This is a genomic window from Rhodococcus sp. OAS809 (assembly GCF_040546695.1).
Taxonomy (GTDB): Bacteria; Actinomycetota; Actinomycetes; order Mycobacteriales; family Mycobacteriaceae; genus Rhodococcus_F; species Rhodococcus_F qingshengii.
Genome location: NZ_JBEPOI010000002.1, coordinates 1,767,550 through 1,792,007 on the forward strand (window position 1 = coordinate 1,767,550; position 24,458 = coordinate 1,792,007).

The 24,458-nt window shown below is 62.8% G+C and carries 23 protein-coding genes; 18 read left to right on the top strand and 5 right to left on the bottom strand.

Going from position 1 to position 24,458, the window contains the following annotated elements; all coding sequences use genetic code 11:
- Window positions 1-31 precede the first annotated feature (31 nt).
- Genes ABIE52_RS11170 through ABIE52_RS11180 form a run of 3 tightly spaced genes read left to right on the top strand, consistent with a single transcriptional unit; the run spans window position 32 to window position 2,668 of the window.
- Entirely contained in the window at window positions 32-1,672 is a 1,641-nt protein-coding gene (locus ABIE52_RS11170) for an acyl-CoA carboxylase subunit beta (protein WP_003940853.1), read from the top strand.
- Complete coding sequence (locus tag ABIE52_RS11175; protein WP_007731147.1) at window positions 1,669-2,010, top strand: acyl-CoA carboxylase subunit epsilon; 342 nt, start codon at window positions 1,669-1,671, stop codon at window positions 2,008-2,010. The genes ABIE52_RS11170 and ABIE52_RS11175 overlap by 4 nt, the downstream gene beginning before the upstream one ends.
- Window positions 2,011-2,026: 16 nt before the next feature.
- The gene (locus tag ABIE52_RS11180; RefSeq protein WP_007731146.1) at window positions 2,027-2,668 is read left to right on the top strand and encodes a Maf family protein; all 642 of its coding nucleotides are present in this window, start codon (window positions 2,027-2,029) and stop codon (window positions 2,666-2,668) included.
- A gap of 124 nt (window positions 2,669-2,792) precedes the next feature.
- Here ABIE52_RS11180 and ABIE52_RS11185 read toward each other — a convergent pair whose 3' ends face one another.
- Together ABIE52_RS11185 and ABIE52_RS11190 are read right to left on the bottom strand one after the other, a co-directional pair.
- Window positions 2,793-4,103 carry an HNH endonuclease signature motif containing protein gene (locus tag ABIE52_RS11185; RefSeq protein WP_192712547.1) on the bottom strand — a complete coding sequence of 437 codons (1,311 nt, stop codon included), beginning with the start codon at window positions 4,101-4,103 and terminating at the stop codon, window positions 2,793-2,795.
- A 61-nt stretch (window positions 4,104-4,164) separates the two neighbouring features.
- A complete protein-coding gene (locus ABIE52_RS11190) occupies window positions 4,165-5,862 on the bottom strand; it encodes an MFS transporter (RefSeq protein ID WP_003940674.1) in 1,698 nt (565 codons plus the stop codon).
- 150 nt (window positions 5,863-6,012) lie between these two features.
- Between ABIE52_RS11190 and ABIE52_RS11195 the strand changes: the two genes are divergently transcribed.
- The 9 genes from ABIE52_RS11195 to ABIE52_RS11235 all read left to right on the top strand — a co-directional run bounded on the left by ABIE52_RS11195 (window position 6,013) and on the right by ABIE52_RS11235 (window position 14,957).
- Window positions 6,013-7,506, top strand: a complete 1,494-nt coding sequence (locus ABIE52_RS11195; RefSeq protein ID WP_042449584.1) for a condensation domain-containing protein — start codon at window positions 6,013-6,015, stop codon at window positions 7,504-7,506.
- Window positions 7,506-8,969, top strand: a complete 1,464-nt coding sequence (locus tag ABIE52_RS11200) for a condensation domain-containing protein (protein WP_050654892.1) — start codon at window positions 7,506-7,508, stop codon at window positions 8,967-8,969. The genes ABIE52_RS11195 and ABIE52_RS11200 overlap by 1 nt, the downstream gene beginning before the upstream one ends.
- A gap of 118 nt (window positions 8,970-9,087) precedes the next feature.
- On the top strand, window positions 9,088-9,993 hold the full coding sequence (locus ABIE52_RS11205; protein ID WP_003940962.1) for a sulfurtransferase: 906 nt from the start codon (window positions 9,088-9,090) through the stop codon (window positions 9,991-9,993).
- Window positions 9,990-10,406 (top strand): SufE family protein, encoded by a 417-nt coding sequence (locus ABIE52_RS11210; RefSeq protein WP_003940804.1) that lies wholly within the window; start codon window positions 9,990-9,992, stop codon window positions 10,404-10,406. The genes ABIE52_RS11205 and ABIE52_RS11210 overlap by 4 nt, the downstream gene beginning before the upstream one ends.
- A 4-nt stretch (window positions 10,407-10,410) precedes the next feature.
- Complete coding sequence (locus tag ABIE52_RS11215) at window positions 10,411-11,811, top strand: condensation domain-containing protein (protein WP_192712548.1); 1,401 nt, start codon at window positions 10,411-10,413, stop codon at window positions 11,809-11,811.
- A 138-nt stretch (window positions 11,812-11,949) separates the two neighbouring features.
- Window positions 11,950-13,746, top strand: coding sequence for an acetyl/propionyl/methylcrotonyl-CoA carboxylase subunit alpha (locus tag ABIE52_RS11220; protein WP_030535031.1), 1,797 nt, complete (start codon window positions 11,950-11,952; stop codon window positions 13,744-13,746).
- Window positions 13,747-13,822: 76 nt separating this feature from the next.
- Window positions 13,823-14,248: a DUF1707 SHOCT-like domain-containing protein gene (locus ABIE52_RS11225; protein WP_003940708.1), complete on the top strand. Its 426-nt coding sequence runs from the start codon at window positions 13,823-13,825 to the stop codon at window positions 14,246-14,248.
- On the top strand, window positions 14,248-14,598 hold the full coding sequence (locus ABIE52_RS11230) for a hypothetical protein (RefSeq protein ID WP_003940792.1): 351 nt from the start codon (window positions 14,248-14,250) through the stop codon (window positions 14,596-14,598). Before ABIE52_RS11225 ends, ABIE52_RS11230 begins: the two co-directional genes overlap by 1 nt.
- Window positions 14,595-14,957, top strand: a complete 363-nt coding sequence (locus tag ABIE52_RS11235) for a VanZ family protein (RefSeq protein ID WP_003940977.1) — start codon at window positions 14,595-14,597, stop codon at window positions 14,955-14,957. Before ABIE52_RS11230 ends, ABIE52_RS11235 begins: the two co-directional genes overlap by 4 nt.
- Here ABIE52_RS11235 and ABIE52_RS11240 read toward each other — a convergent pair whose 3' ends face one another.
- Window positions 14,958-15,758, bottom strand: a complete 801-nt coding sequence (locus ABIE52_RS11240; RefSeq protein WP_007727222.1) for a tyrosine-protein phosphatase — start codon at window positions 15,756-15,758, stop codon at window positions 14,958-14,960.
- Window positions 15,759-15,888: 130 nt separating this feature from the next.
- On the opposite strand from ABIE52_RS11240, the gene uraD reads away from it, so the two are divergent.
- The 6 genes from uraD (at window position 15,889) to ABIE52_RS11270 (ending at window position 22,589) form a co-directional block, all read left to right on the top strand.
- Complete coding sequence (gene uraD / locus ABIE52_RS11245; protein ID WP_065455203.1) at window positions 15,889-16,407, top strand: 2-oxo-4-hydroxy-4-carboxy-5-ureidoimidazoline decarboxylase; 519 nt, start codon at window positions 15,889-15,891, stop codon at window positions 16,405-16,407.
- A complete protein-coding gene (uraH, locus tag ABIE52_RS11250; RefSeq protein ID WP_007727227.1) occupies window positions 16,404-16,733 on the top strand; it encodes a hydroxyisourate hydrolase in 330 nt (109 codons plus the stop codon). Before uraD ends, uraH begins: the two co-directional genes overlap by 4 nt.
- A gap of 64 nt (window positions 16,734-16,797) precedes the next feature.
- A complete protein-coding gene (gene pucL, locus ABIE52_RS11255; RefSeq protein ID WP_065352890.1) occupies window positions 16,798-17,700 on the top strand; it encodes a factor-independent urate hydroxylase in 903 nt (300 codons plus the stop codon).
- Window positions 17,701-17,753: 53 nt separating this feature from the next.
- On the top strand, window positions 17,754-19,067 hold the full coding sequence (locus ABIE52_RS11260) for an 8-oxoguanine deaminase (protein ID WP_234551715.1): 1,314 nt from the start codon (window positions 17,754-17,756) through the stop codon (window positions 19,065-19,067).
- A 7-nt stretch (window positions 19,068-19,074) separates the two neighbouring features.
- Window positions 19,075-19,884, top strand: coding sequence for an FAD binding domain-containing protein (locus ABIE52_RS11265; protein ID WP_030535037.1), 810 nt, complete (start codon window positions 19,075-19,077; stop codon window positions 19,882-19,884).
- Window positions 19,881-22,589: a molybdopterin-dependent oxidoreductase gene (locus ABIE52_RS11270; RefSeq protein WP_065352215.1), complete on the top strand. Its 2,709-nt coding sequence runs from the start codon at window positions 19,881-19,883 to the stop codon at window positions 22,587-22,589. The genes ABIE52_RS11265 and ABIE52_RS11270 overlap by 4 nt, the downstream gene beginning before the upstream one ends.
- Here ABIE52_RS11270 and lat read toward each other — a convergent pair.
- Both lat and ABIE52_RS11280 read right to left on the bottom strand, forming a co-directional pair.
- Window positions 22,586-23,914 carry an L-lysine 6-transaminase gene (lat, locus tag ABIE52_RS11275; protein WP_047271731.1) on the bottom strand — a complete coding sequence of 443 codons (1,329 nt, stop codon included), beginning with the start codon at window positions 23,912-23,914 and terminating at the stop codon, window positions 22,586-22,588. The genes ABIE52_RS11270 and lat overlap by 4 nt on opposite strands.
- 65 nt (window positions 23,915-23,979) lie before the next feature.
- On the bottom strand, window positions 23,980-24,444 hold the full coding sequence (locus ABIE52_RS11280; RefSeq protein WP_192712550.1) for an Lrp/AsnC family transcriptional regulator: 465 nt from the start codon (window positions 24,442-24,444) through the stop codon (window positions 23,980-23,982).
- Between the last annotated feature and the right edge of the window lie 14 nt (window positions 24,445-24,458).

Here is a 24,458-nt window from a genome sequence, read left to right on the forward strand (position 1 = left end):
CCCCCCACGCACTCTCGTTAAGCTCACGTCCATGACCACTGTCCAAGAGCCGAACGCGCCGGAGGCGGCGGCCGCACCCGATATCCACACGACCGCGGGAAAGCTCGCGGACCTGCGGAATCGCCAAGCCCAGGCGCAGGCACCGAGCGGCGAAGCCGCCATCGACAAGGTGCACGCCAAAGGCAAGCTGACCGCCCGCGAGCGCATCACCGCCCTCCTCGACGAGGGCTCCTTCGTCGAACTCGACGCACTGGCACGGCACCGAAGTGTGAACTTCGGTCTCGCTGACAACCGCCCGGTCGGCGACGGCGTCGTCACCGGTTACGGCACCATCGACGGCCGCGACGTCTGTGTCTTCTCACAGGACGCCACCGTTTTCGGCGGATCGCTCGGCGAAATCTACGGTGAGAAGATCGTCAAGGTCATGGACCTCGCGATCCGCACCGGACGGCCCCTCGTCGGCATCAACGAAGGTGCAGGCGCGCGCATTCAGGAAGGCGTCGTCTCGCTCGGCCTCTACGGCGAGATCTTCCACCGCAACGTCCAGGCCTCGGGTGTCATCCCCCAGATCTCACTGATCATGGGACCCGCCGCCGGCGGCCACGTGTACTCCCCCGCACTGACCGACTTCGTCGTGATGGTCGACGAGACTTCCCAGATGTTCGTCACCGGCCCCGACGTCATCAAGACAGTCACCGGTGAAGACGTCACGATGGAAGACCTCGGTGGTGCTCGCACCCACATGGTCAAGTCCGGCGTCGCCCACTACGTCGCTTCCGGCGAGCAGGACGCACTCGACTACGTCAAGGACCTGCTCAGCTACCTGCCGTCCAACAACCAGGCAGCGGCTCCCCGCGGCGAGATCACCGACCCCATCGTCGGTTCGATCGAAGACAGCCTGACCGCCGAGGACATCGAACTCGACACCCTCATCCCGGACTCGGCCAACCAGCCGTACGACATGCACGAGGTCATCCGTCGCATCCTCGACGACGACGAGTTCCTCGAGGTCCAGGCCGAGCGCGCGATGAACATCATCGTCGGTTTCGGTCGCGTCGACGGACGCTCGGTCGGCATCGTCGCCAACCAGCCCACCCAGTTCGCGGGCTGCCTCGACATCGACGCCTCGGAGAAGGCCGCTCGCTTCGTGCGTACCTGCGACGCGTTCAACGTCCCGATCATCACCCTCGTCGACGTTCCCGGTTTCCTCCCCGGAACCGAGCAGGAATACAACGGCATCATCCGTCGCGGCGCGAAGCTCCTCTACGCGTACGGCGAGGCAACGGTCGGCAAGATCACGGTCATCACCCGCAAGGCTTACGGCGGAGCGTACGACGTCATGGGCTCCAAGCACATGGGCGCCGATGTGAACCTGGCATGGCCGACCGCTCAGATCGCCGTCATGGGTGCATCCGGAGCTGTCGGATTCGTCTACCGCAAGCAGCTTCTCGAAGCCGCGAAGAACGGCGAAGACGTCGATGCACTGCGCCTCAAGCTGCAGAACGAGTACGAGGACACACTCGTCAACCCGTACGTCGCCGCTGAGCGCGGATACGTCGACGCTGTCATTCCTCCGTCGCACACCCGCGGACAAATCGTTTCCGCATTGCGACTGCTAGAGCGCAAGGCCGTTTCCCTTCCGCCCAAGAAGCATGGGAACATTCCCCTATGACCGCAACCACCGAGGACATTCTCAGCGAAGATGTCGCACTGGCGGAGACCGCACCGACCAACGGTGCGGTCGTCGAGGGAACCGCGACGGATGCTTCGCTCACGGAGCTGACCGAGACGTCGACCTCCGACGCGTCGGTCATCAAGATCGTCAAGGGTTCGCCCACGGACGTCGAGATCGCGGCACTGGTCAGCGTGCTTGCTGCGGCTGCCGGCAGCGGTCAAGCTCCCGAGTCGAACGTTCCCGCGGAGACCTGGGGCGATCCGACTCAGTTCCACCGCACGCGTGCGCCGTTCTCGCCGTACGCGTACCTGAACCCCGCGATCCGTCGCAGCTGACGATCACTCTGCTGACGTGACTCAACTGGTTCTAGCTTCAGCGTCCCCGGCTCGCCTCGCAGTTCTGCGGGCGGCCGGGGTTTCGCCGCTTGTGCGTGTCTCCGGCGTCGACGAGGACAAGATCGCCGACAACCTCGGACCCGACGCCGCCCCCGAAAAAGTCGTGACGGTACTGGCGGAGGCCAAGGCCGCCGAGATCGTTCCCGGTCTTGCCGCCGACAATCTCACCGACGTAGTCGTTGTCGGGTGCGATTCGATGCTCCTGATCGACGGGCAACTTCAAGGCAAGCCGGGCAGCGTCGATATCGCCCGAAAGCGATGGGCCGCAATGGCCGGACGCAGCGCCACTCTCTTGACCGGGCACTGTGTCCTACGCGTCGCCGACGGCCGCATCGTCCGCATGGCCTCGGATCACAGCGCAACAGTGGTTCATTTCGCGCAACCGTCCACCGAGGATCTCGAGGCATACCTGGCAACGGGCGAGCCGCTCCAAGTCGCCGGAGCATTCACGCTCGACAGTCTCGGCGGCTGGTTCGTGGAGAGGATCGAGGGTGATCCCTCGAGTGTCATCGGTATCGGATTACCTTTGGTACGAACACTTCTCGAGCGTGTCGGGGTTTCCGTCTCGGATCTCTGGCGCACGCAGAGCATCTTCTGACGCGTTTTCTCCAAGCACGTTTTCTCCAAGCACGTTTTCTCCAAGCACCACTGACCAGCCCCGCATCGGGTCCATGCCGATGCGAAGCTGGTCGTTTTTGTTGTCACCGAAAAGGTTTGACCTTTCAGGTTTTGAAGGTGGTGTTCGCCGGCCTCGGTTGCTGCTGCGGGTCGATCGAGGGCGGCGGAATGAACCACGGTTTGTTGTCGACACCGATACGGATATCCCATTTCCCGACGAACCCTGATTTCCGGTGCATCAACCGGTGGTGCGAACGGCACAGCAGGACCAGGTTGTTCATCACCGTCGGGCCGCCGTTCGCCCAGTGCCGGATATGGTGCGCATCGGTCCACGCCGGTACACATGTGCAACCCGGGAACGCACAGCCTCTGTCTCGGGCAATCAACGCCACTCGCTGTTCGGCGGTGACCAACCTCTTCCCTGGTTTCGCATCGAGCGGCGCGCCGTGATCGTCGAGCAGGACGGTGGAGAGGAAACAATCACACCCGAGAAGCCTGGTCTGCGACACCGACAGCGGTCCCAGCCAGGGCATGTGCCCGACATCAAGATCGGACAGCTCCAGTGAGCCGTCATCACCCGAATCCGAAGACTGTGCGGCACAATCCCGATGCTCAGCCAAATCACGAGCATTGATGTGCACGTTCACATGCGGACGCTGACCACCATCGGTACCGGTCTTGGCGCAATCGAGATAACGCCGGATCAGTTCGGTGAACCCATCCGCAGTCCGCTTCGCCGCCGACCGAGCATCGGGAGTCCCGTCCGGTGCCGGGGTCGGCATCGTCAGATTCGACAACGCCGACAGCAACATTTCCCCGGTGAGGGCATCGAAATCCCCACGCACCACCACCCGACCATTGAGCGTCGACGCGATCCGCAACTCATTGAGATCGACATCTTCAGCGGGCGGAATCTCATCCGATTCGAACAACCGCTCCAACGTCGCGATCACGTTCCGCACCTTCGTCGTCGTCGCCTCCACACCCGACGCAGCAGCCAACAACAAATCGATACAGCGAGGGAGCGCCTCCTCCGGCATCCCCTTCGGCGGTGATTCACAGAACGCCACGATCAACACCGCGTGCTCGAACGAGCAATCCCCGCCATCGAACCGAGCAGCCACCGCCGGAAACGGCCGCAAAGCCGCACCCAACGCGGCGATCTTTTTCCCGTCCCGAACCTGCAGCATGGTGTTCGCCGCCAACCACGAACCGACCCCGCGACTGGCGATCACCTGATCATCCGGGCGCAACGACAACTCGTCCACCACCGCCACCCGCACAGCTTCCAGGCGCAGAATCTCCGCACTCGCCTCGACAGCAGCAGCACGCAACTCAGAAGCAGACAACCGCCACAACCGTCCGCGCAACCCCACCGCAGAACCAGACACCACATCCGACAACAAGACACTCATTGAATCCCCCGATCCCCTGCACACAGGGTACTCGAACACCCGTTCGAGTCAAGGGCAATTTTCAGACCGGCGAATTGACCCGCGGCAGAGCAGTCGACGCCAATCCGATACCGAGCGCAATTGCTGCGATGATCGCGAGCACACGGCGCTGCGCTTGGAGAAATGCTTCGCCGGCCGCCGCGCGAGTCGATGCGTACGCGGCATCAACTGCCACCTGAACGGATTGACCCCCGGCACCGGCGGAGCCGTCCCGGCGACATTCCGGCGCCACCTCCATCGGTGTTCCGGATGCCAATTGGCTTGTTGCGCAATCGACAAAGGCCTTTTCGGCGATGTCGATCAGGCCGGGACCAACGCCGGCAGCTTCAAGGTTCGCAACGTACTCGGGCCGCTCCCCCTGCACTGCTTGCGGAGCTTGCCCCGCGACGAGCGAGAAGAACACCACTCCGATCAAGGCCAGTCCGATGGAGCTGCCAACCTGCTGAACGGTAGGAAGCAGTCCCGACACCGAACCCGCGTGCGCGGGTTCGACCGTCGCAAGGATCGCGGTTTGCAGTGGTGCCACGAACAGTCCGAGACCTGCGCCACCGAGAAGCAGCGGACCGGCGAGCGCGAGCCAGCGTGGATCGGTTCCTTCGCGTTCGAGGATGATCGACAGCGCGATCAGCGAGCCGGCAAAGACGACCATCCCCAGGATCAGAACACGGTTTCCGAGCATCCGGTACACCGCCGATGAGAGAACCGCCGCCACGCCCATTCCGACGGCCCACGGCAGCGTCATGACGCCCGCTCGCAATGCGGAGAACCCGAAGCCGAACTGAAGGGTGAGACTGATGGTGAAGATCAAGGAAGTCAGGGTTCCGAAGAAAACGAACGCAAGAACCGCGCCGATTGTGAAGGCTCGGTCGCGGAAAAGCTCGAGACGAAGGACCGGATCGCCGCCTCGTTTCGCCAAACGCGATTCGTAGAGCACAAACGCCACTGCCACCGGCGCCGACATCGCGAGCATTACGACAAGACCTGTGGGCCATCCGCGCGCCCTTCCCTCGGCCAGGGGAAGGATCAGCAGGAACAGCGCCAGTGATGACAGTGCGGCGCCGATGAGGTCCAGTGAGCGCACATGCTCAGCGCGAGCATCGACGAGATGGAAATATCCGAGAATCAAGGCGGCGATGCCGATCGGGATGTTGACGAAGAAGATCAGGCGCCAGCCCCAGTCGAACAGATTCCACTCGATCAGCAGCCCGCCGATCAGAGGCCCGCTGACCGTTGCGAGCCCGATGGTCGCACCGTAGATCCCGAAGACTCGCGGATGCCTGGCCTTCGGAAACAGACCCGAGATGATGGCGAACGTCTGGGCGGACATCGAACCGGCCGCCAATCCTTGCAGACCCCGGAAGACGATCAACATCGTCGCGCTCTGCGCGAGCCCGCACAGCAACGAGGCAACCACGAATACGGACAAGGCGGTCAGAAAAACAACTCTACGGCCGAACAGGTCCCCCAGCCGCGCTGCAGTGATCAACGAACACGCGAAAGCCAGGATGTACACGCTGACCATGAGCAACTGCGCCGATACGCCTGCTTGAAGATCGACGGCGATACTCGGAAGCGCGACGTTGACGATGGTCGCGTCGAGCAATTGCATGAACGCCGCCGCCAGACTCGTCGCCAACCCGAGCCAGGGCGTCAGAGAACCAGCTCGCCGCCCGCCCTTGTGGTCGGCGCCGACAGCGTCACCTAAAGGGTCCGGAAGCACCGAATGATCCTAATCGAACACAACGCTTCTAGAACCTGTTCTTGTTTAGATTGTAGTATTTCGGACAATTCAGTCCCCCAGATGGGATAGTTCGTCGTCTGCCCATTTTCAGAGCAGGCTTCTCGACGACACACGCAGGAGTTCTACTCGATGGATCTGAACTTGATCACCCATTGGCACCCGCTTCCTGGGCGGGTAATCGAATGGGGCGTCACGCATGCTTCCGCTCAACGAGCCGCCGAAGCCGAGATCGACCGAGAACTACCCCCGACCACGATGCAGGATCGCCACCTGCGACGCGCCCGCGTCACCGCAGAGAAGGGCGATCCGCAGTCTCCGTGGATCGGTATCGCCTTCGATTTCGCAGGAACACTGGACCGCGACGCCATGACGCGAGCACTTCAGCGCTACATCCGTCGCCACGACACGCTGCACAGCTGGTTCTCGTTCGACGAAGCAACCACCGACGCTGCGGACACCTCGTTCGAGGTCCGTCGACACGTGGTGCCGGTCGAAAGCATCGAACTCGAGTACCGCGTCGGCGACGACGTCTCCGAATCCGAGGCGATCCGCGCGCTCGTCGCGACCAAGTTCGCCACCGAAACCAGCGCGCTGCAGTGGCCGGCCTTCGTGTTCGGTGCCGTCGAGCACCACCATGCCGACCTCGAAGCCGATCCGAGCTTCACCCTGTTCCATGCAGTCGACCACGCCCATTCGGACATGAACTCGATGGTGCTGATGTACGCAGAATTGCGTCAGCTCTACGCCGCGGAAACGACCGGATCGCATCCCGAGCTCGGGCCGGCCGGAAGTTACGCACAGTTCGGTCGCGTCGAACGCGAGCGAACAACCGAACTGACGATGCAGTCACCCGAAGTGCACCAGTGGCTCGGTTACCTCATGCGCAGCGGCGGCTCGTTCCCCGGATTTCCGCTCCCGCTCGGGGCCGAAGACGCGCCCAAACCGGCTATCGGTTCACGCTTCGACCTGGCCGACGACATCGAGTGCGAGAAGTTCGGTGCGGTTTGTAAAGCCAACGGCGCCAACTTCATCGGCGGAATGTTCACCGCGCTCGCGATTGCGGAATTCGAACTCGCCGGACGCGACAAGTACATCGCCCTCTCGCCGGTCAGCACACGAACCGAGGCCGACTCGTTTGCGCAGGGCTGGTACATCAACCTGATCCCGGTCGGCATCGACGTCGACGACAAGCGACGCTTCACCGAGTTGGCAAAGCTCGGGCAGCAGGGGTACCACGACGGCAAGGCACTCCTCGATGTCTCTGTGCAGCAGGTCATCGATCTGGTTCTGTCGAGCTTGGCCGAGTCGGATTCCGCACCCGGCGGACTGTCGAAGACGCTCACCCCGCCGCCGATCGTCTCGTACATCGACGGCCGACGCATGCCGGATCCATACAGTTACGCCGAGACGAAGGCAACGGGAATCGTCGGCGGCAAAGAGACTCAGATCGCGTCGATGTGGATCAACCGGATGCACACCGGAACCTGGATCGCCGTGTCTCACCCCGACACCCCCATTGCCCACGAATCGGCCACCCGCTTCGCCGAGCATGTCTCGAAGATCATCAAAACTGTTGCAGCTCAAGGCGACTACTCGTTCGTGGCACCAGAGGGAGTGGCCTGATGCATGTCACCTCGATCGATCGATACGGACTCGACCCCGGAATCGTCACCGAATGGTCGCTTCAGCCCGCGGACGGCGCCGTCACCGAGTCGGAAGTACCACCGTCGTACAACCAGCATTTTCACCTCGAGACTGCGCGAACACACGGCATGGGCCGGAGTGTGTGGATGGCAGCCGCATTCGACCTTCCCGGAGAACTGAATCGGCCTGCACTCGACCTCGCGCTGCGCCTGTTCATCAGTCGCCATGACACTCTGCACACAGGATTCGAGGTGGGCGAGTTCACCACCACCCGAATGGGACTCGATCCAGACGGCACACACATCGAGACTTCGGAACCTCTGAAATTCGATTCGACCGAAGACCTCCGAGCGCATCTCAAGAAGCGATTCACGACGGTATGCGATCCACTGACCTTCCCTGCATACACGTTTGCCACGGTCGAACGCGAAGAGCATTACACGGTCCTGAGCGCGTTCGATCACACACTCGTCGACGGCTACTCGTTGGTCATCGCTCTCGGGGAACTGCGACAGATCTACGAGGGACTGATCGCCCTACCCGACCTGACCGACCACGAGGCCGTCGACGCAGTGATGAGCCGACTGGGTGACCCGGGAAGTTTCGTGCGGTACTGCGAACTGGAGGCAGACGCTCTGCTTCCCGTCGACAACGACCCTCGAATCCGAGAGTGGGCAAGGTTCTACGAGATCTGCGGTGGCACATCACCGAGTTTCCCCTTGGATCTCGGCGTCGAGGGCGGAAAGCCCGCGCCGCAGGGCGCCGATGTGCGCGTGCTGCTCGACGAGGAATTGACTGCGACGTTCGACGAGATCTGCCTATCCGCCGGCGGTAGCGTGTTCACCGGAATCCTCACTGCGATGGGACTTTCCGTCCACTCGTACACCGGGCAGTCGACGCTTCCGCTGCAATTTCCGCTTCACATTCGCAAAGATCCGCGTTGGGCCGACGCGATCGGCTGGCTCACCACCAGCGCGCCGATCACGGTCCAGATCACTCCCGATGCGGATTTCGGTGCATCCCTTGCACATACGCACGCGTCGTTCCGAGTTGCGTTGACGCTCGAGGGCGTCACCATGGCCCAGGTTCGAGATGCTTTGGGCGACAAGATTCGACGCACGCGCACCGACGTCTTCATGGTGTCCTACATCGATTACCGCAAACTACCCGGCACAGACGATCATGATCTCCTCAACGCCCATCACATCAGCAATGTGACGGTCGCCGACGATGCCCAGTTCTGGATTTCGCGAACGAACCGTGGTCTCTCGCTGCGTTCACGCTTTCCCGACACCGAGACGGCAAACGACACCATGGTGAATTTCCTCACCGAACTCGACCGGATTCTGAGAGAGGTCTGCGCCCGGGGCGTGACGCCGATCGGAAGTGTCACCGAACAATTGAGAGATTCGAGCGTCGGAGCAGGAACACCGAGGATTTAGGGTCGGCAACGGGCACGAGCAGGCAGAACCTGCTTCCGGGCGTCTCACCTTGCGCACAGCGCATAGAATCGATGAAGTCCGTGTTCGAACCGAACGATTCGTCTTCAGGAGTACGCCCGTGCCCGTTGCCCCCGATCCCTCAACCGCGTTTGCCGAGTTCGCGCATCCCGACCGGTTGGTCTCGACGGAATGGCTCTCGGCGAATCTCGGTGCGCCGGGCCTCAAGGTTGTCGAATCCGACGAAGACGTGTTGTTGTACGACGTCGGCCACATCCCCGGAGCCGTGAAGATCGACTGGCATCTCGACCTCAACGATCCGGTCACCCGCGACTACATCGACGGTGCGAAGTTCGCAGAGTTGATGAACCGCAAGGGCATCGGCCGCGACGACACCGTGGTCATCTACGGCGACAAGAGCAACTGGTGGGCGGCCTACGCACTGTGGGTCTTCACTCTTTTCGGCCACGAGGACGTCCGTCTTCTCGACGGTGGCCGCGATGCGTGGATCGCCGAGAACCGCGACACCGCTTTCGACGTTCCCGACATCACGTCAACGGATTACCCGGTCGTCGAGCGCAACGACGCTCCCATTCGCGCATTCAAGGACGACGTTCTCGCGCACTTGGGCGACGGGCCGCTCATCGACGTGCGATCTCCGCAGGAGTACACCGGCGAGCGCACCCACATGCCCGACTACCCCGAAGAGGGTGCGTTGCGTGGTGGACACATTCCCAGCGCGCTCAGCATCCCGTGGGCGAAGGCAGCGGCACCGGACAGCCGCTTCCGCACCCGTACCGAACTCGGCGAGATCTACGGCGACCTGTCGGCCGACGACAACATCGTCGCGTACTGCCGCATCGGTGAGCGTTCCAGTCACACCTGGTTCGTGTTGACTCATCTTCTCGGCTACCCGAACGTTCGTAACTACGACGGTTCGTGGACCGAGTGGGGCAATGCCGTGCGCGTCCCGATCGTCCAGGGCGAAGAGCCCGGCGCCGTTCCGTCCTCTGTATCGGCGTCATGAGCGCTCTTCCTTCGGCTCTGGCCGAGATCGTCGACGACTTCGCGGCCGTCGGCGCCTCGGACAAGCTCACCCTTCTTCTCGAGTTCAGCCGAGAGCTGCCGCCGTTGCCGGCGGAGCTCGAGCAGAGCGCGATGGAGCCGGTCCCCGAATGTCAGTCGCCGCTCTTCCTCTCGGTCGACGATTCGGATCGCGACAACGTCCGTCTGTACTTCAGCGCTCCCCCCGAGGCTCCCACGACGCGTGGTTTCGCATCGATCCTCGCGCAGGGGCTCGACGGCCACAGCGCCGACGAGATCCTCGGTGTACCCGACGACTTCTATTCGGCGCTCGGTCTCGCAGAAGCCGTGAGCCCGCTCCGTCTGCGCGGAATGTCGGCCATGCTCGCGCGCATCAAGCGGCACTTGCGGGGCTGAAAACATGGAGTTCACCGAACTGGCCGACTATGCGATTCCGGCCGGCGCACTCGTCGAATGGTTGCCGTGCGCAACCGGGCCCTGGGTTCCGGATCCGCGGCCCGTCTCCTACATTCACGAGGCACATCTCAACCGTTCCGCTGCAGGCGCAGGCGACAAGTCTTGGCTGGGAACAGCTTTCGAGATTTTCGGCCCGCTCGACGTCGATGCGTTCCGAGTCGCTCTCGGCCGGTGGATCGACCGTCACGAAGTTCTGCGCTCGCATACCGTCCTCGAGCCCTCGAGCGGCGAGATCACCCGGCACACGGTCCCGCTCGGCGGAATCGACATCGGGGTCGTCAGCCACGGCTACGACGCGTCCAGCCAGGACAACTTCGACCACCTTCACCGCCTGTTCGACGATTACGCGTCCCCGCACAGTTGGCCGTCGTACGTCTTCGCGACGTTGACGCCCCGCGGTGGCGACGGTCCGTTCACCGTGTTCTTCGCGGCGGACCACTCGATCATCGACGGGTTCTCGATCGTGCTGGTCGCTCACGAGATCGCAGCTCTGTACCGCGAAGCCTCGACCGGTAGTGCTGCAAATCTGTTTCCGGTGGGCAGCTACGTCGATTTCGGTGCCGTCGAACGCGAGCAGATGGCCGACATGGAAGCCGAGAAGGCTGCGGTCGAGATCTGGCGAAATGCTCTCGGCCCGGACGGTCTACCCCAGTTCCCGCTACCGATCGGTGACCGTGGAACCGATTCTCAGAACGGCCTGTCGACCTGGCTGCTCGACGCCGACCAGTCCAAGGCCTTCAGTTCGACGTGTGCAGCCACCGGCGTGGGGTACTTCGCCGGACTTCTCGGCGGACTTGCCGCTGTAGGTCGCGAAGTCGCCGGATCCGATCGATTCGAGGTCGTGACGCCAGTTCACACCCGCAGCGCTCAGGAGTGGGCGGGTGCGCTCGGCTGGTTCGTCGGACTGTGCCCGGTCGAGTTCGCCGTTGGATCGGACTGTTCGTTCGGCGACCTCGCGACACGCGCCGCCGAATCCATCGCTTCGGTCAAGCCTGCCGCAGCTGTCCCGTTCGATCGGATCGGTGAGCACCTCGAAACCCCGATCCGACCGCGATTCGTCGTGTCCTACATGGACGTTCGCTTCGTGCCCGAAGCCGCACAGTGGCCCGAATGGAACGCCAGAGCACTTCGAAGCAAGGCATATACGCACGACGTCTACATCTGGATCAACCGCACACCCCAGGGACTCAACCTCGCGGTCAGGTACCCAGGCAACGAGACGGCGAACGCCGCGGTTCACGCCTACGTGGCCGCACTGCGCCGGACCATCGAAGAAATCGTCACCGAACCGGACGCCGCCACCTCCGACAGCTACTCATCGGTAGTTTTCGAAACCGTTTCCTAAGCCGGAGTGGGCTTTAGCGATCCGGTTACAACCAGCGCCGAAGCGATGCATACACTCCGAAGTGATGCCAATCCCCCGATGGTGAAATCCCAGAGGAATACACCGCGGAGACAGACTATGCGAACCACAGGAGGCTCAGTGCCCAGTCATGCCAGCGCGCACATTACGAAGGTGCTTGTCGCGAACCGCGGTGAAATCGCGGTACGGGTCATCCGGGCGGCCAAGGATGCCGGCTACGGCAGCGTTGCCGTTTACGCCGAGCCCGATGCAGACGCGCAGTTCGTGAAGCTCGCAGACGAGGCATTTGCCCTCGGTGGACAGACGTCCGCCGAGTCCTACCTCGTGTTCGACAAGATCCTCGACGCAGCCAAGAAGTCCGGCGCCGACGCCATCCACCCCGGCTACGGTTTCCTCTCCGAGAACGCCGACTTCGCCCAGGCCGTCATCGACGCGAACCTCATCTGGATCGGTCCGTCACCGCAGTCCATCCGCGACCTCGGCGACAAGGTCACGGCACGCCATATCGCAGAACGCGCGAAGGCGCCGATGGCAGCAGGCACCAAGGATCCCGTCAAGGGCGCCGACGAGGTCGTCGCATTCGCCAAGGAATACGGCGTCCCGGTTGCGATCAAGGCTGCCTTCGGTGGCGGTGGACGCGGCATGAAGGTCGCCCAGACCATCGAGGAAATCCCCGAGCTGTTCGAGTCGGCCACCCGTGAGGCCATCGCAGCCTTCGGTCGCGGCGAGTGCTTCGTCGAGCAGTACCTGGACAAGGCCCGCCACGTCGAGGCTCAGGTCATCGCCGACCAGCACGGCAACGTCGTCGTCGCCGGTACCCGCGACTGCTCGCTGCAGCGTCGCTTCCAGAAGCTCGTCGAAGAGGCTCCCGCTCCCTTCCTGACGGACGACCAGCGCGCACGCATCCACGCATCCGCCAAGGCCATCTGCAAGGAAGCCGGCTACTACGGCGCCGGAACGGTCGAGTACCTGGTTCAGGGCGACACCATCTCCTTCCTCGAGGTCAACACCCGCCTGCAGGTCGAGCACCCCGTCACGGAAGAGACCGCGGGCATCGACCTCGTGCGTCAGCAGTTCCTCATCGCCAACGGCGAAGAACTCTCCATCAAGGAAGATCCCACCCCGCGTGGACACTCCTTCGAGTTCCGCATCAACGGCGAAGACGCCGGCCGCGGCTTCATGCCTGCCCCCGGCCCGGTCTCCGTCTACCGTGAGCCCACGGGCCCCGGCGTTCGCGTCGATTCCGGTGTCGTTGCCGGCGACGTCATCGGCGGACAATTCGACTCCATGCTCGCCAAGCTCATCGTCACCGGCGCCACCCGCGAAGAAGCCCTCCAGCGGGCATCGCGCGCTCTGGCCGAGTTCGAGATCGACGGCCTCGCGACCGTTCTCCCGTTCCACCGCCACATCGTCGAGAACCCGGCGTTCATCGGTGACGGCGAGAAGTTCGACATCTACACCAAGTGGATCGAAACCGACTGGGTCAACCCCATCGAGCCGTACGCAGGCGCCGGTGCTCCCGTAGACGACGAGGACGAGGCTCTGCCGCGTCAGAACGTCGTCGTCGAGGTCGGTGGACGTCGCGTCGAGGTTTCCCTCCCGGGCCAGTTCTCGCTCGGCAACGGCGGCGGCGCTGCCTCCGGTGCGATCCGCAAGAAGCCGAAGGCGCGCAAGCGCGGCGGCGCCGGCGGAGGTGCAGCATCGGGTGACGCTGTCACGGCTCCGATGCAGGGCACCGTCGTCAAGGTTGCAGTGACCGAAGGCCAGGAAGTCGCAGAAGGCGATCTGATCGCCGTTCTCGAAGCCATGAAGATGGAAAACCCCGTCAACGCGCACAAGGCCGGTGTCGTCACCGGACTGTCCGTCGAGCCGGGTGCAGCAATCACGCAGGGAACGGTTCTCGCAGAACTGAAGTAGGGCCTCCGGCCCCGTGCGCCTTTCCGGTAGTCCCCACTACCGGAAAGGCGCACAGTCGTTTGAGTAGGCTGTAACGATGGCTGACGTCCCCGACATTCGCATCGGCACTGCAGAACGCGAGCAGGCACTCGATCTCCTGAGCGAGCACTTCGCCGCAGGCCGCCTCACCGTCACCGAGTTCGACGAGAGAAGCGGAATCGTCAGTGCCGCAACAACTCGCAGTGAACTCGTTCCGGTGTTCGCCGATCTTCCGGGCAACTACCAAGCCCCCGGCACCGCTCCCCTGTCGATGGTGACGCCTCCCGACGCACCGGCGGAGCGAGGCTTCAACCCCGACTGGTCCGGTCGCGTCATGGCCGTCGTCCCGATTCTCGCGGTGATCCTGTTCTTCGTCACCGGTACCTGGTTGTGGTTCCTCGCGATTCCCCTGGCCGGTGCACTGCTGTTCGGTACCGACCGGGAACGCAAAGCCAAGCGCCGCCGCGAGCGGGACTCCGACTGATGGAGCCGATCGAGATCAACGCAGGCGGCTGGTATCTACGCGCACTACGCGCAGACGAGCGTGTGGACGACCGCCCCGCCCTTGCCGATGGTGGTATCACCGACCCCGACTACGTGAGTCAGCGAAGCGCTCAGTGGCACGAAAACAGCGTCTACTCCTGGGCAGTGTGCCAACCCAACACCGGTGAGCTTCTCGCCGAGGTCGTTCTGACGCCTCTCGACTCCACCGCCCTGCTCACCGGCTGGGCCCGCGACGGGCACACCGAGGCGCTCACGACGGCCGCCGACGCCGTCACCAGATTCGCCGAAGGTGCACTCGGACTCGTCGTCGTCGAGGGGCAGACGAATTGAAGAACAACCGATACTGGCCGTTGGCGATCGCCGTGGTCATTGCCCTGATCATGCTCTTCTCCCCGGGTTCCACCGTGCCCTCGAGCCCGGAGAACACCGACAAGATCACTCACACGCTGATGTTCGCGGTATTGGCGATCACCTCGTTGCACGCGCGGATCCCGGTGTGGCTCACGGCTGTGTGGTTGTTGATCTTTGCCGCGACGTCCGAGGTTCTTCAAGCAGCGCTGCCCATTTCGCGTTCCGGTTCGATCTGGGACGGCAGCGCCGACCTGCTCGGCATCGCCATCGGGATCGGTATCGTCAGCCTCTTGACGAGGCGACGAACTTCCCGCCGAGACGAGCCGAGCAGGTCCTGATCAGCTGAGCAGGTTGCTCCGCAATTGGTCCTGGGTCGACGCGTCGATCTTCAAGCCGTCGGTGAAGTAGGCCTCGATGGATCCGTGTACCTGCGCGAGCTCTGCCATCGACGCCTCCAGGTACTCGCGCCTGACACCGAGGACACCCTCGAGCAGGGTCGGGTCGATCCCCTTGGCCTCGAATCGCTCGAGGAGCGGCGCGAACATCGGCAACAAAATCTTGTTGGTTTCGAGGTAGTCCGCGAAGACCGCGTCCTCGGAGGCACCCAGGAACAGCAGTAACGCGGCCGCTGCCCAACCCGTGCGATCCTTGCCCGTGGTGCAGTGAATGAGTGCCGGCGAGCTGGGCGGCTGCGCCAAGTCGACGAACAGTTGCCGGTACGACGCGACCGCACTCGGCAAGGTCACGAAATCGCGGTAACTTCCCTGAAAGTACTCGAGCGCCTGGCCGCTGCCCAACGCTTCGGCAGCAAACGCCGGGTCGGCGATCATCTGCTGCATCTGAGCCGGAATGGCGCGATACTGCTTGTCCGCCAATACGTCCAGGCCGATTTCTCGGATACCGTCCGGCGTCAGATCCGGTGCCGTCTCGCGTTCGGATTCGGTGCGCAGATCGTAGATCGTGACGATGCCCAGATCGGCGAGGGTCTGTGCGCCGTCCGCACTGAGCGATGCCAGATCGGTGGAACGAAACACGCTCCCGGTGCGGACGGTGCCACCGAAGCTCGATTCGGGGCCACCGATGTCTCGGAGGTTCGCCAGGGACGGTACGACGGAAGACAGCTTCGGAGTATCGGTCATACCTGAGAATGTATCGGTCGCCGAGAAACCGTGATCGGGGAAGAGCAGCCGGAGAAATAAGATCGAGACACATCATCTCCCGTAATTGCTGCGCTACAGATCCGTAACATGCTCAAGTAATCCTGTGGACATGCCTACAACGAATTCCAGTGGTCTCGGAGCCTTCGATGCGCTCGGTGACCACCAGGCAGTCGCGGCGCTGCTCGAGTGTTGCCATTCCGCCGTGTGGGCACAGGAAATCGCCTCGTCTCGCCCGTTCGCCGATCTGGAAGCTCTGTTCGACAAAGCAGATGCGGTGCTGGCCGAGCTTCCCGAGTCCGAGATCGACGACGCTCTCTCCGGCCACCCACGAATCGGTGAGCGAAGCGAGAGCGCGGCCTCTACCCGTGAACAGTCGGGAGTCTCTTCGGCGACAGAAGACGTACTCGCGGAACTTCGACGGAAGAACGCCGAGTACGAAGAGACATTCGGCCATGTTTACCTGGTCTGCGCGTCGGGGAAATCTGGAACGGAGCTCCTCGACATCCTTCGAGGTCGTCTCCGAAACGACCCGGCGACCGAGCGTTCCGTGCTTCGAACCGAATTGGCCGCCATCAGTCGGATCAGACTCGCCCGTCTGATCGATGCACTCGCCGGAGGCACAGCATGAGCAAGACCCTCAGCACGCACGTTCTCGACGCGACGACGGGCAACCCCGCGGCGGGGATTCGCGTCGAACTTCGTGATCGAGACGGCGCCTCCGTCACCACTGCGGAGACCGACTCCGACGGCCGCATCCCCGAACTTGCTCCCGGTGGCCTGACCGCCGGTCACTACACCCTGACTTTCGACACCGGAACGTATTTCGAGACCAACGGACAAGAAAACTTCTACCCGGAAGTGACAGTGACCTTCCGGGTGGACGACACGGCACGGGGCTATCACGTCCCACTGTTGCTGTCTCCCTTTGCTTATTCCACCTATCGCGGGAGCTGAACACGTGACTACCGAAAACATCACGACCGGCAACATCACAACCGGCAGTACGAACACCGAACGGTTGAGCGGATCGATCGAACTATCGGGTCACCAGTACGGCAAAGCGGAAAATCGAGTAGTCCGAATCTATCGAGACACCCCCCGTCACGAAATTCACGACATCAACGTCTCCACCTGCCTGCGTGGAGATTTCGCCGACGCGTACCTCACCGGTGATCAATCGAAGGTTCTGCCGACCGACACGCAGAAACAAACGGCCTACTCCTACGCCAAGGAAAAGGGTCTGATCTCGATCGAGACGTACGGACTCGAACTCGCCCGTCATTTCGTCGACGACATCGAACCGGTCAGTGGCGCGCGGATCGAGATCGAGGAATACGCCTGGGAGCGTGCGATTGTCGACGGCAGCGAGCACGACTACACCTGGATTCGGAAGGGTCAGGAAGTTCGGACGGCGTCGATCACCATCGCCGATACCGGGACATGGGTGATCGGCGGCCTGAAGGACCTGGTGATCCTCAAATCGACCGGTAGTGAGTTCTCGGGTTTTCTCGAAGATCCGTACACCGTTCTCGAGCCGACCGACGACCGCGTCATGGCGACGACGTTGGTCGCCCAGTGGCGATTCGTCACCACCGACGTCGACTGGGAATCGGTCTACACGGGCATCAAGGCACAGATCGTCAAGCAGTTCGCACAGGTACATTCACTTGCCCTGCAGCAGACGCTCTTCCACATCGGCAAGGCAATCCTCGAGGAATTCCCGATCATCGCGGAGGTTCGACTGTCCGCACCCAACAAGCATCATTTCGAATATGCACTCGGCCGCTTCGGAGTGGAGAACGACAACGAGGTGTTCCACGCTGCAGATCGCCCGTACGGCCTGATCCAAGCTGCGGTCAGCCGATCCGACGCACCAGACGCGGGACCGTCGTGGACCACCTACGCCGGTTGGTTGTCGTGACCGAATCAGCTCTCGGGGCAACACTCGTCGTGGCGGGCGCTCATGTGGTCACGATGGACGGCGACCGCTCCGAGTACTCCGACGGCTATGTGGTGATCTCGGGCAACAAGATCGTCGACGTCGGCGCCGGAACGCCACCCGAATACCCGGGTGCGCAAGTGATCGACGGGAGTGGTTGCCTGATCACGCCGGGTCTGGTCAACACACATCATCATCTCTACCAATGGATCACCCGAGGCCTGGCCGCGGACTCGACGCTTTTCGAGTGGCTGACCACCCTGTACCCCGTCTGGGCGGGTATCGACGCCGACGCCGTCCACGTGGCGGCCACCGGCGGCCTCACGTGGTTGGCGAAAACCGGATGTACGACCACCACCGACCACCACTACGTCGTTCCCCGCGACGCCGGCGACGTTTTCGAGGCCGAGATCACCGCGGCTGCGCAGGTCGGCCTTCGATTCCACCCGTGTCGTGGGTCGATGGATCTCGGCCAGAGTTCCGGCGGCCTGCCACCGGATCACGTCGTGGAAAAACTCGATGACATCCTGACCGGCACGCAGTCGGTGATCGACCGTTGGCACGACCCGAATCCCGGATCGATGCTGCAGATCGCGGTAGCTCCCTGCTCACCCTTCTCGGTGACGGAGGCATTGCTCCGCGAGTCCGCGACGCTGGCCCGCGAAAACGGCGTGCGTATGCACACGCATCTGGCCGAGACACTGGACGAGGAGAGATTCTGCCGCGAGCATTTCGGTTGCACGCCGGTCGAATACATGGAACGAGTCGGCTGGGTGGGCCCGGACGTCTGGTACGCCCACGCAGTCCATCTCGACGACGCCGGTATCGAGACGATGGCGCGAACCGGAACTGCGGCGGCGCACTGCCCGACCTCCAATGCGCGCCTGGGAGCCGGTATCGCCCGTGCCGCCGATCTGGTGAACGGCGGGGTCACCGTGGGGCTCGGCGTGGACGGCGCGGCGAGCAATGAAGCTTGCAGCCTGATCGAGGAGTCTCGTCATGCACTTCTGTTTGCTCGCTCCAAGGGCGGACCGCAGACGATGACGGTGCGAAAAGCCTTGGAATTGGGAACCATCGGCGGCGCACGAGTTCTGGGCCGAGAGAGCGAGATCGGATCGATCGAGGTCGGAAAACTTGCCGACCTGGCGGTGTGGAAACTCGACACCGTCGCGCATGCCGGCATCACCGATCCAGTGGCGGCGCTCGTACTCGGCTCGACTCCCCCGCTGAAGTTACTGCTCGTCAACGGGCGAATCGTAGTTGCCGACGGACGAGTCACCACCGTCGACGAGGACGTCGTGGCCTCGGATGTCGCACGCGCACACCGCGATCTACTCGGAAAGGCTTGAGGTCGCGATGGACCTGCACAGCGTCGACGAAGTTCTGGTGCCGCGGACCCGCGCCGAACTCCCCTGTGCGTCACCCGGCATCGGGTTCATCGGTGGCGGCACCTGGCTGTACTCGGAACCGCAGCCGCACCTGACCACCCTTGTCGACCTTGCGGGCTTCGACTGGGAAGCTGTGGCGGTCGGCGATCTCGGTCTCGAGATCGCGGCCACCTGCACCATCGAGGAACTGTGCCGCGCCGAACTTCCCGCATCCTGGCGCGCCGCAGCGCTGTTCCAACACTGCGCTGACGCACTGCTCGCATCGTGGAAGGTGTTGCGATACGCGACAGTCGGCGGCAACATCGCGCTCTCCTTCCCGGCCGGAGCGATGACGACTCTGTGTACCGCTCTCGATGCCGAACTGACGATCTGGCGTCCGGACGGTACCGAATACTCGTTCCCCGTAGTCGATTTCGTTATCGACGATTCTCGAAACGTACTCAGGTCCGGCGAGATCATCCGCAGTATTCGGATTCCCGTGCATGCATTGACTGCACGTACCGCGATGCGAAAGCTGGCTCAGACGTCACTCGGGCGATCGGCCGTAGCCGTGGCCGGACGCTGCGGCGCCGACGGTTTCACGCTGGCGATCACCGCCGCGACCCGCCGTCCGTACGCTCTCAAATTCGACGAACTCCCCGACGCCACTGCACTTGCGGATGCGTTGCGCAGCAGGATTCCGGAAGACGCCTACTTCACCGATGTCCATGGAACTGCGCCGTGGCGGAAGGCGATGACCGAGCTTCTTGCCGAAGAAATCCGAGGTGAACTGGAATGAAGTACTCGGTGGACGGAGTTCCGCGCGACGACCAGCCCCGCCCAGGACAGTGCCTGCGAACTTTCCTCCGCGAGCACGGAGCGAACTCCGTCAAGAAGGGGTGCGATGCCGGAGACTGCGGCGCCTGCTCGGTGCTGGTCGACGGACACCCCACCCATTCGTGCATATTTCCCGCCCATCGCATCGACGGCCGCGACGTCGTCACCGCCTCCGGTCTCGGAACACCGGAGAAACTTCACCCCATTCAACAGGCATTCGTGGACGCGGGCGGATTCCAATGCGGTTTCTGTACAGCGGGAATGGTAGTCACCGCATCAGCGTTGTCGGTCGAGCAAAAATCCGATCTCGCGTGCTCGATGAAAGGTAACCTGTGCCGCTGCACCGGTTATCGGTCCATTCGTGACGCTCTCGCCGGTACATCCAATACGGAGACTGCCAAAATAGGCGGGGCACAAGGGCGTTCGATCGCAGCACCGGCGTCCGCGCGCATCGTCACGGGAACCGAGCAGTACACCATGGACTTCTCCCCGGGTGAGAAGCCGGTCGACCTGCTTCACGTCGCAGTACTCGGCAGTCCGCACGCACACGCACACATAAGCCGGATAGACACGGCAGCAGCCGAAGCGGCGCCGGGCGTCACCGCGGTCCTCACTTTTCATGACAGTCCGGACGTGCTGTTCTCGACCGCCCGGCACGAGGACCGCAACGACGATCCGGACGACACGCGCGTGTTCGACAGCACCCTCCGTTTCCGCGGCCAGCGCGTAGCCGCGGTCATCGCCGAAACCCCGACGCAGGCGGAACGTGCACTCTCGCTGATCGAAGTCGACTATGAGGTACGCGACGCGGTATTCGAACCAGATCTGGCGCGTTCCCCCGGCGCTCCACTCCTGCACGGCGACAAGGACGAGAGCTCGCGGATCGCCGAGGCCCCCCGCAACGTGGTTGCCGCGCTTCACGATGGCGTCGGCGATCTGGACCGTGCGCTCGCAGATGCGACTGCAGTCGTCGAAGGTACGTGGAAAACTGCGCGAGTCCAGCACGTGGCCTTGGAAACTCACGGCGCAGTGGGGTGGCTCGACGAGGAGGGCCGTCTCGCCATCAGAAGCAGCACACAGGTGCCGTTTCTGGTTCGGGACGAATTGGCCCACATCTTCGATCTCGATCGCAGCCGAATCCGGGTGTTCGCAAAACGGGTAGGCGGGGGTTTCGGCGGGAAGCAGGAATTACTCACCGAGGATCTGGTCGCACTGGCCGTCTTGAAGACCGGCAAGCCCGTAGCCTACGAGTTCAGCCGAAGCGATCAGTTCACCATCGCACCGTCACGGCATCCGATGCGAGTATCGGTGCGTGCGGGAGCCGACGCCGACGGAACTCTCACTGCGCTCGCTATCGACGTGCTTTCCGACGCGGGGGCGTACGGGAACCATTCGATCGGAGTCATGTTCCATGGGTGCGCCGAATCCATGGCGGTCTATCGCGCTGCGACCAAACGCGTCGACGCCGAAGCGGTCTACACGAACAACGTTCCCTCCGGGGCCTTTCGTGGTTACGGGCTCGGCCAGATCATCTTCGCCGTCGAGTCGGCCATGGATCAGCTCGCGGATCGTCTCGGCATGGACCCCTTCGAGTTTCGGCGGCGCAACGTCGTCGTTCCCGGAGACGATTTTGTCGACTGGCACGTCGAGGACGGTGATCTCGAGTTCGGCAGCTACGGGCTGGACCAGTGCATCGACCTCGTCGACAGTGCACTGTCAAGCGGACGCGGAGAGGCTGCACCGACTGGGTCGCGTTGGCGGATCGGTCGGGGCATGGCAATTGCCATGATCGCGACGATCCCGCCGCGTGGTCACTTCTCCGACACCACCGTCGCGCTCGAGGCCGACGGTCGGTACGTCGTGAACATCGGCACCGCTGAGTTCGGCAACGGAACCACTACGATTCACCAACAGATCGCGGCCACCGAATTGCGGACGACAGTCGATCGCATCACGATTGTTCAATCCGACACCGATGCCGGCGGATACGACACCGGAGCGTTCGGGTCGACGGGAACGGTGGTCGCCGGAAAGGCGCTCCTGATCGCCTGCGAGCGCCTTCGCGAGCGGATACTGACCCGTGCGGTGCGATCGAGCGGTCGCGGCGCGCAGATCGACGACCTTTCGCCGGACGGTGTCGAAACGTCCCACGGTTTCCTCGATTTCGCGACGCTACTCGAAGGTGGCCCGCTCGCCGCTGACGGTCGCCACGACGGGACACCGCGCTCGGTCTCGTTCAACGTTCACGGTTTTCGCGTTGCCGTCGACACGAACACCGGCCGGGTGAAGATCCTGCAGTCGGTTCAGGCCGCCGATGCCGGCACCGTCATGAACCCGGCACAACTGCGAGGGCAGGTGGAAGGCGGTGTGGGACAAGCGCTCGGCGCTGCGCTGTCGGAGGAGATCGTCATCGAAGAAGGTCGGGTGATCAATCCGCAGTTGCGCAATTATCACGTTCCCCAGATCGGGGATCTGCCGATCACCGAAGTAATGTTTGCCGACACGTACGACAAGCTCGGGCCTTTCGGCGCGAAATCGATGAGTGAGGCCCCCTTCAATCCTGTAGCACCGGCGTTGGCAAACGCGATTGCCAACGCGTGTGGAGTGCGTATGTACTCCACACCGATGTCACCGGATCGAGTGTGGGAACAGCTGCAGAGGCCCTAGGTCTCGCGTGCGAGCACGCGCTCGACCGCGTCGACCGCGTCGTCCAGCTCACTGGTGGTCACCGTCAGCGCGGGCCGGAATCTGATTCCCCTCTTCCCGGTGGGCAGTATCATCACGTGCTCGTCTTCACGCAGTCGCTGTACGACGCGATCGCGAAGGTCACTGTCTTCCAGAGTGATCGCGCACATGAGGCCACGACCGCGCGGCTCGGTTGCCGCCGCGTACCGCCCGCAGACTTCGGTCAACCGGGCAAGGAGATGCGCACCCGTGAATCGCACGCGGTCGATCAGTCGGTCCTGCTCGACGACTTCGAGTATCCGCCGGGCACGAACCATGTCGGTGAGGTTGCCACCCCACGTCGAATTGATCCGAGAACTGACGTGAAACACGTTGTCATGCACTTCATCCACGCGCCCGCCGGCCATGATTCCGCACACCTGCGTTTTCTTGCCGAACGCCACCACATCCGGACTCAGACCCAATTGTTGGTAGGCCCAGGCAGTTCCGGTGATTCCGCAACCGGTCTGTACTTCGTCGAGAATGAAGAGGGCGTCGTTTTCGTGGCACAACTCCTGCATCGCCTGCAGAAATTCCGGCCTGAGGTGATGGTCGCCGCCCTCGCCCTGGATCGGTTCGGCGATAAAACAGGCAATGTCGTCGGGGTTGTCAGCAAAAGCTCGGCGCGCTTGATCGAGAGCTTGCCTCTCCGCAGCTTCGACATCGCGGCCGTCTGCCAGGTACGGCGAGTCGATACGTGGCCAGTCGAACTTGGGGAATCGCGCGACCTTGCCCGGTTCGGTGTTGGTGAGCGACATCGTGTAACCACTGCGGCCGTGAAAAGCCTCGGTCAGGTGCAGGACCTTTGTCCCCAGATCTGCTGACAACCCGCGGCTTTCGTTCCACCGACTCTTCCAGTCGAAGGCAACCTTGAGTGCATTTTCCACCGCCAGGGCTCCGCCGTCGACGAAGAACAAGTGTGGGAGTGCCGAATCCCCCAGTACCCGAGCGAAAGCCGCAACAAAGCGCGCCATGGGTTCGGTGTAGATGTCGGAGTTACTCGGCTTGTTGGAGGCCACGACAGCCAACTCCTGTTGAAACTCCTCGTCGCCTGCGATCGCAGGGTGATTCATACCCAGGGCCGAAGAGCCGAAGAAACCGAACATGTCCAGATACTCGGTTCCGTCTCGCAGGTCACGGAGATAGGAACCCCGCGACCCTTCGACGTCGAGAATCAGATCGAATCCGTCGACGAGGATGCTGGCCTTCAACACGTCGTAGACCGGAAAGAGCGCACTGTCACCGAAGTCTCGCATCGCAGTACTCATACGCGAAGGCTATGTCAATTTTCCGGGAGTGTCGATAGAGGACCGTAAAAGTTATTGAACAAGCGTCATTCGCCGTAAAAAGTTTGTAGGATGATGGTGCTTCGTGTGTTGACGTTGGCTGCCGTACGGATCTCCTGCAGCAATCGCTCCAACGCCCGAGGTGACGCCACCCGGACCAGGAGGACGTAGCTTTCGCTCCCGGCTACCGAGTGACACGAGACGACCGCCGGCAGATGACGCAAGCGGGCAGGCGCATCGTCGGGCTGCGAGGGATCGAGAGGAGTGATGGCGACAAATGCGGACAGATTGTGACCGAGTGCCTCCGGATCGATCTTCGCGGAGTACCCACGGATCACCTTGCGAGATTCCAAACGACGCACTCGCGACTGGACTGCGGAGATCGAGAGTCCAGCCTTCTCAGCAAGACTCGCGAGAGTGGCACGGCCGTCCAAGACCAATTCACGCATCAAGAGTCGATCGGTTTCGTCGACCGGAACACCGGCAACGTCACTGGTTTCTGTTTCTCGCACCTGCGCAGGCTAAC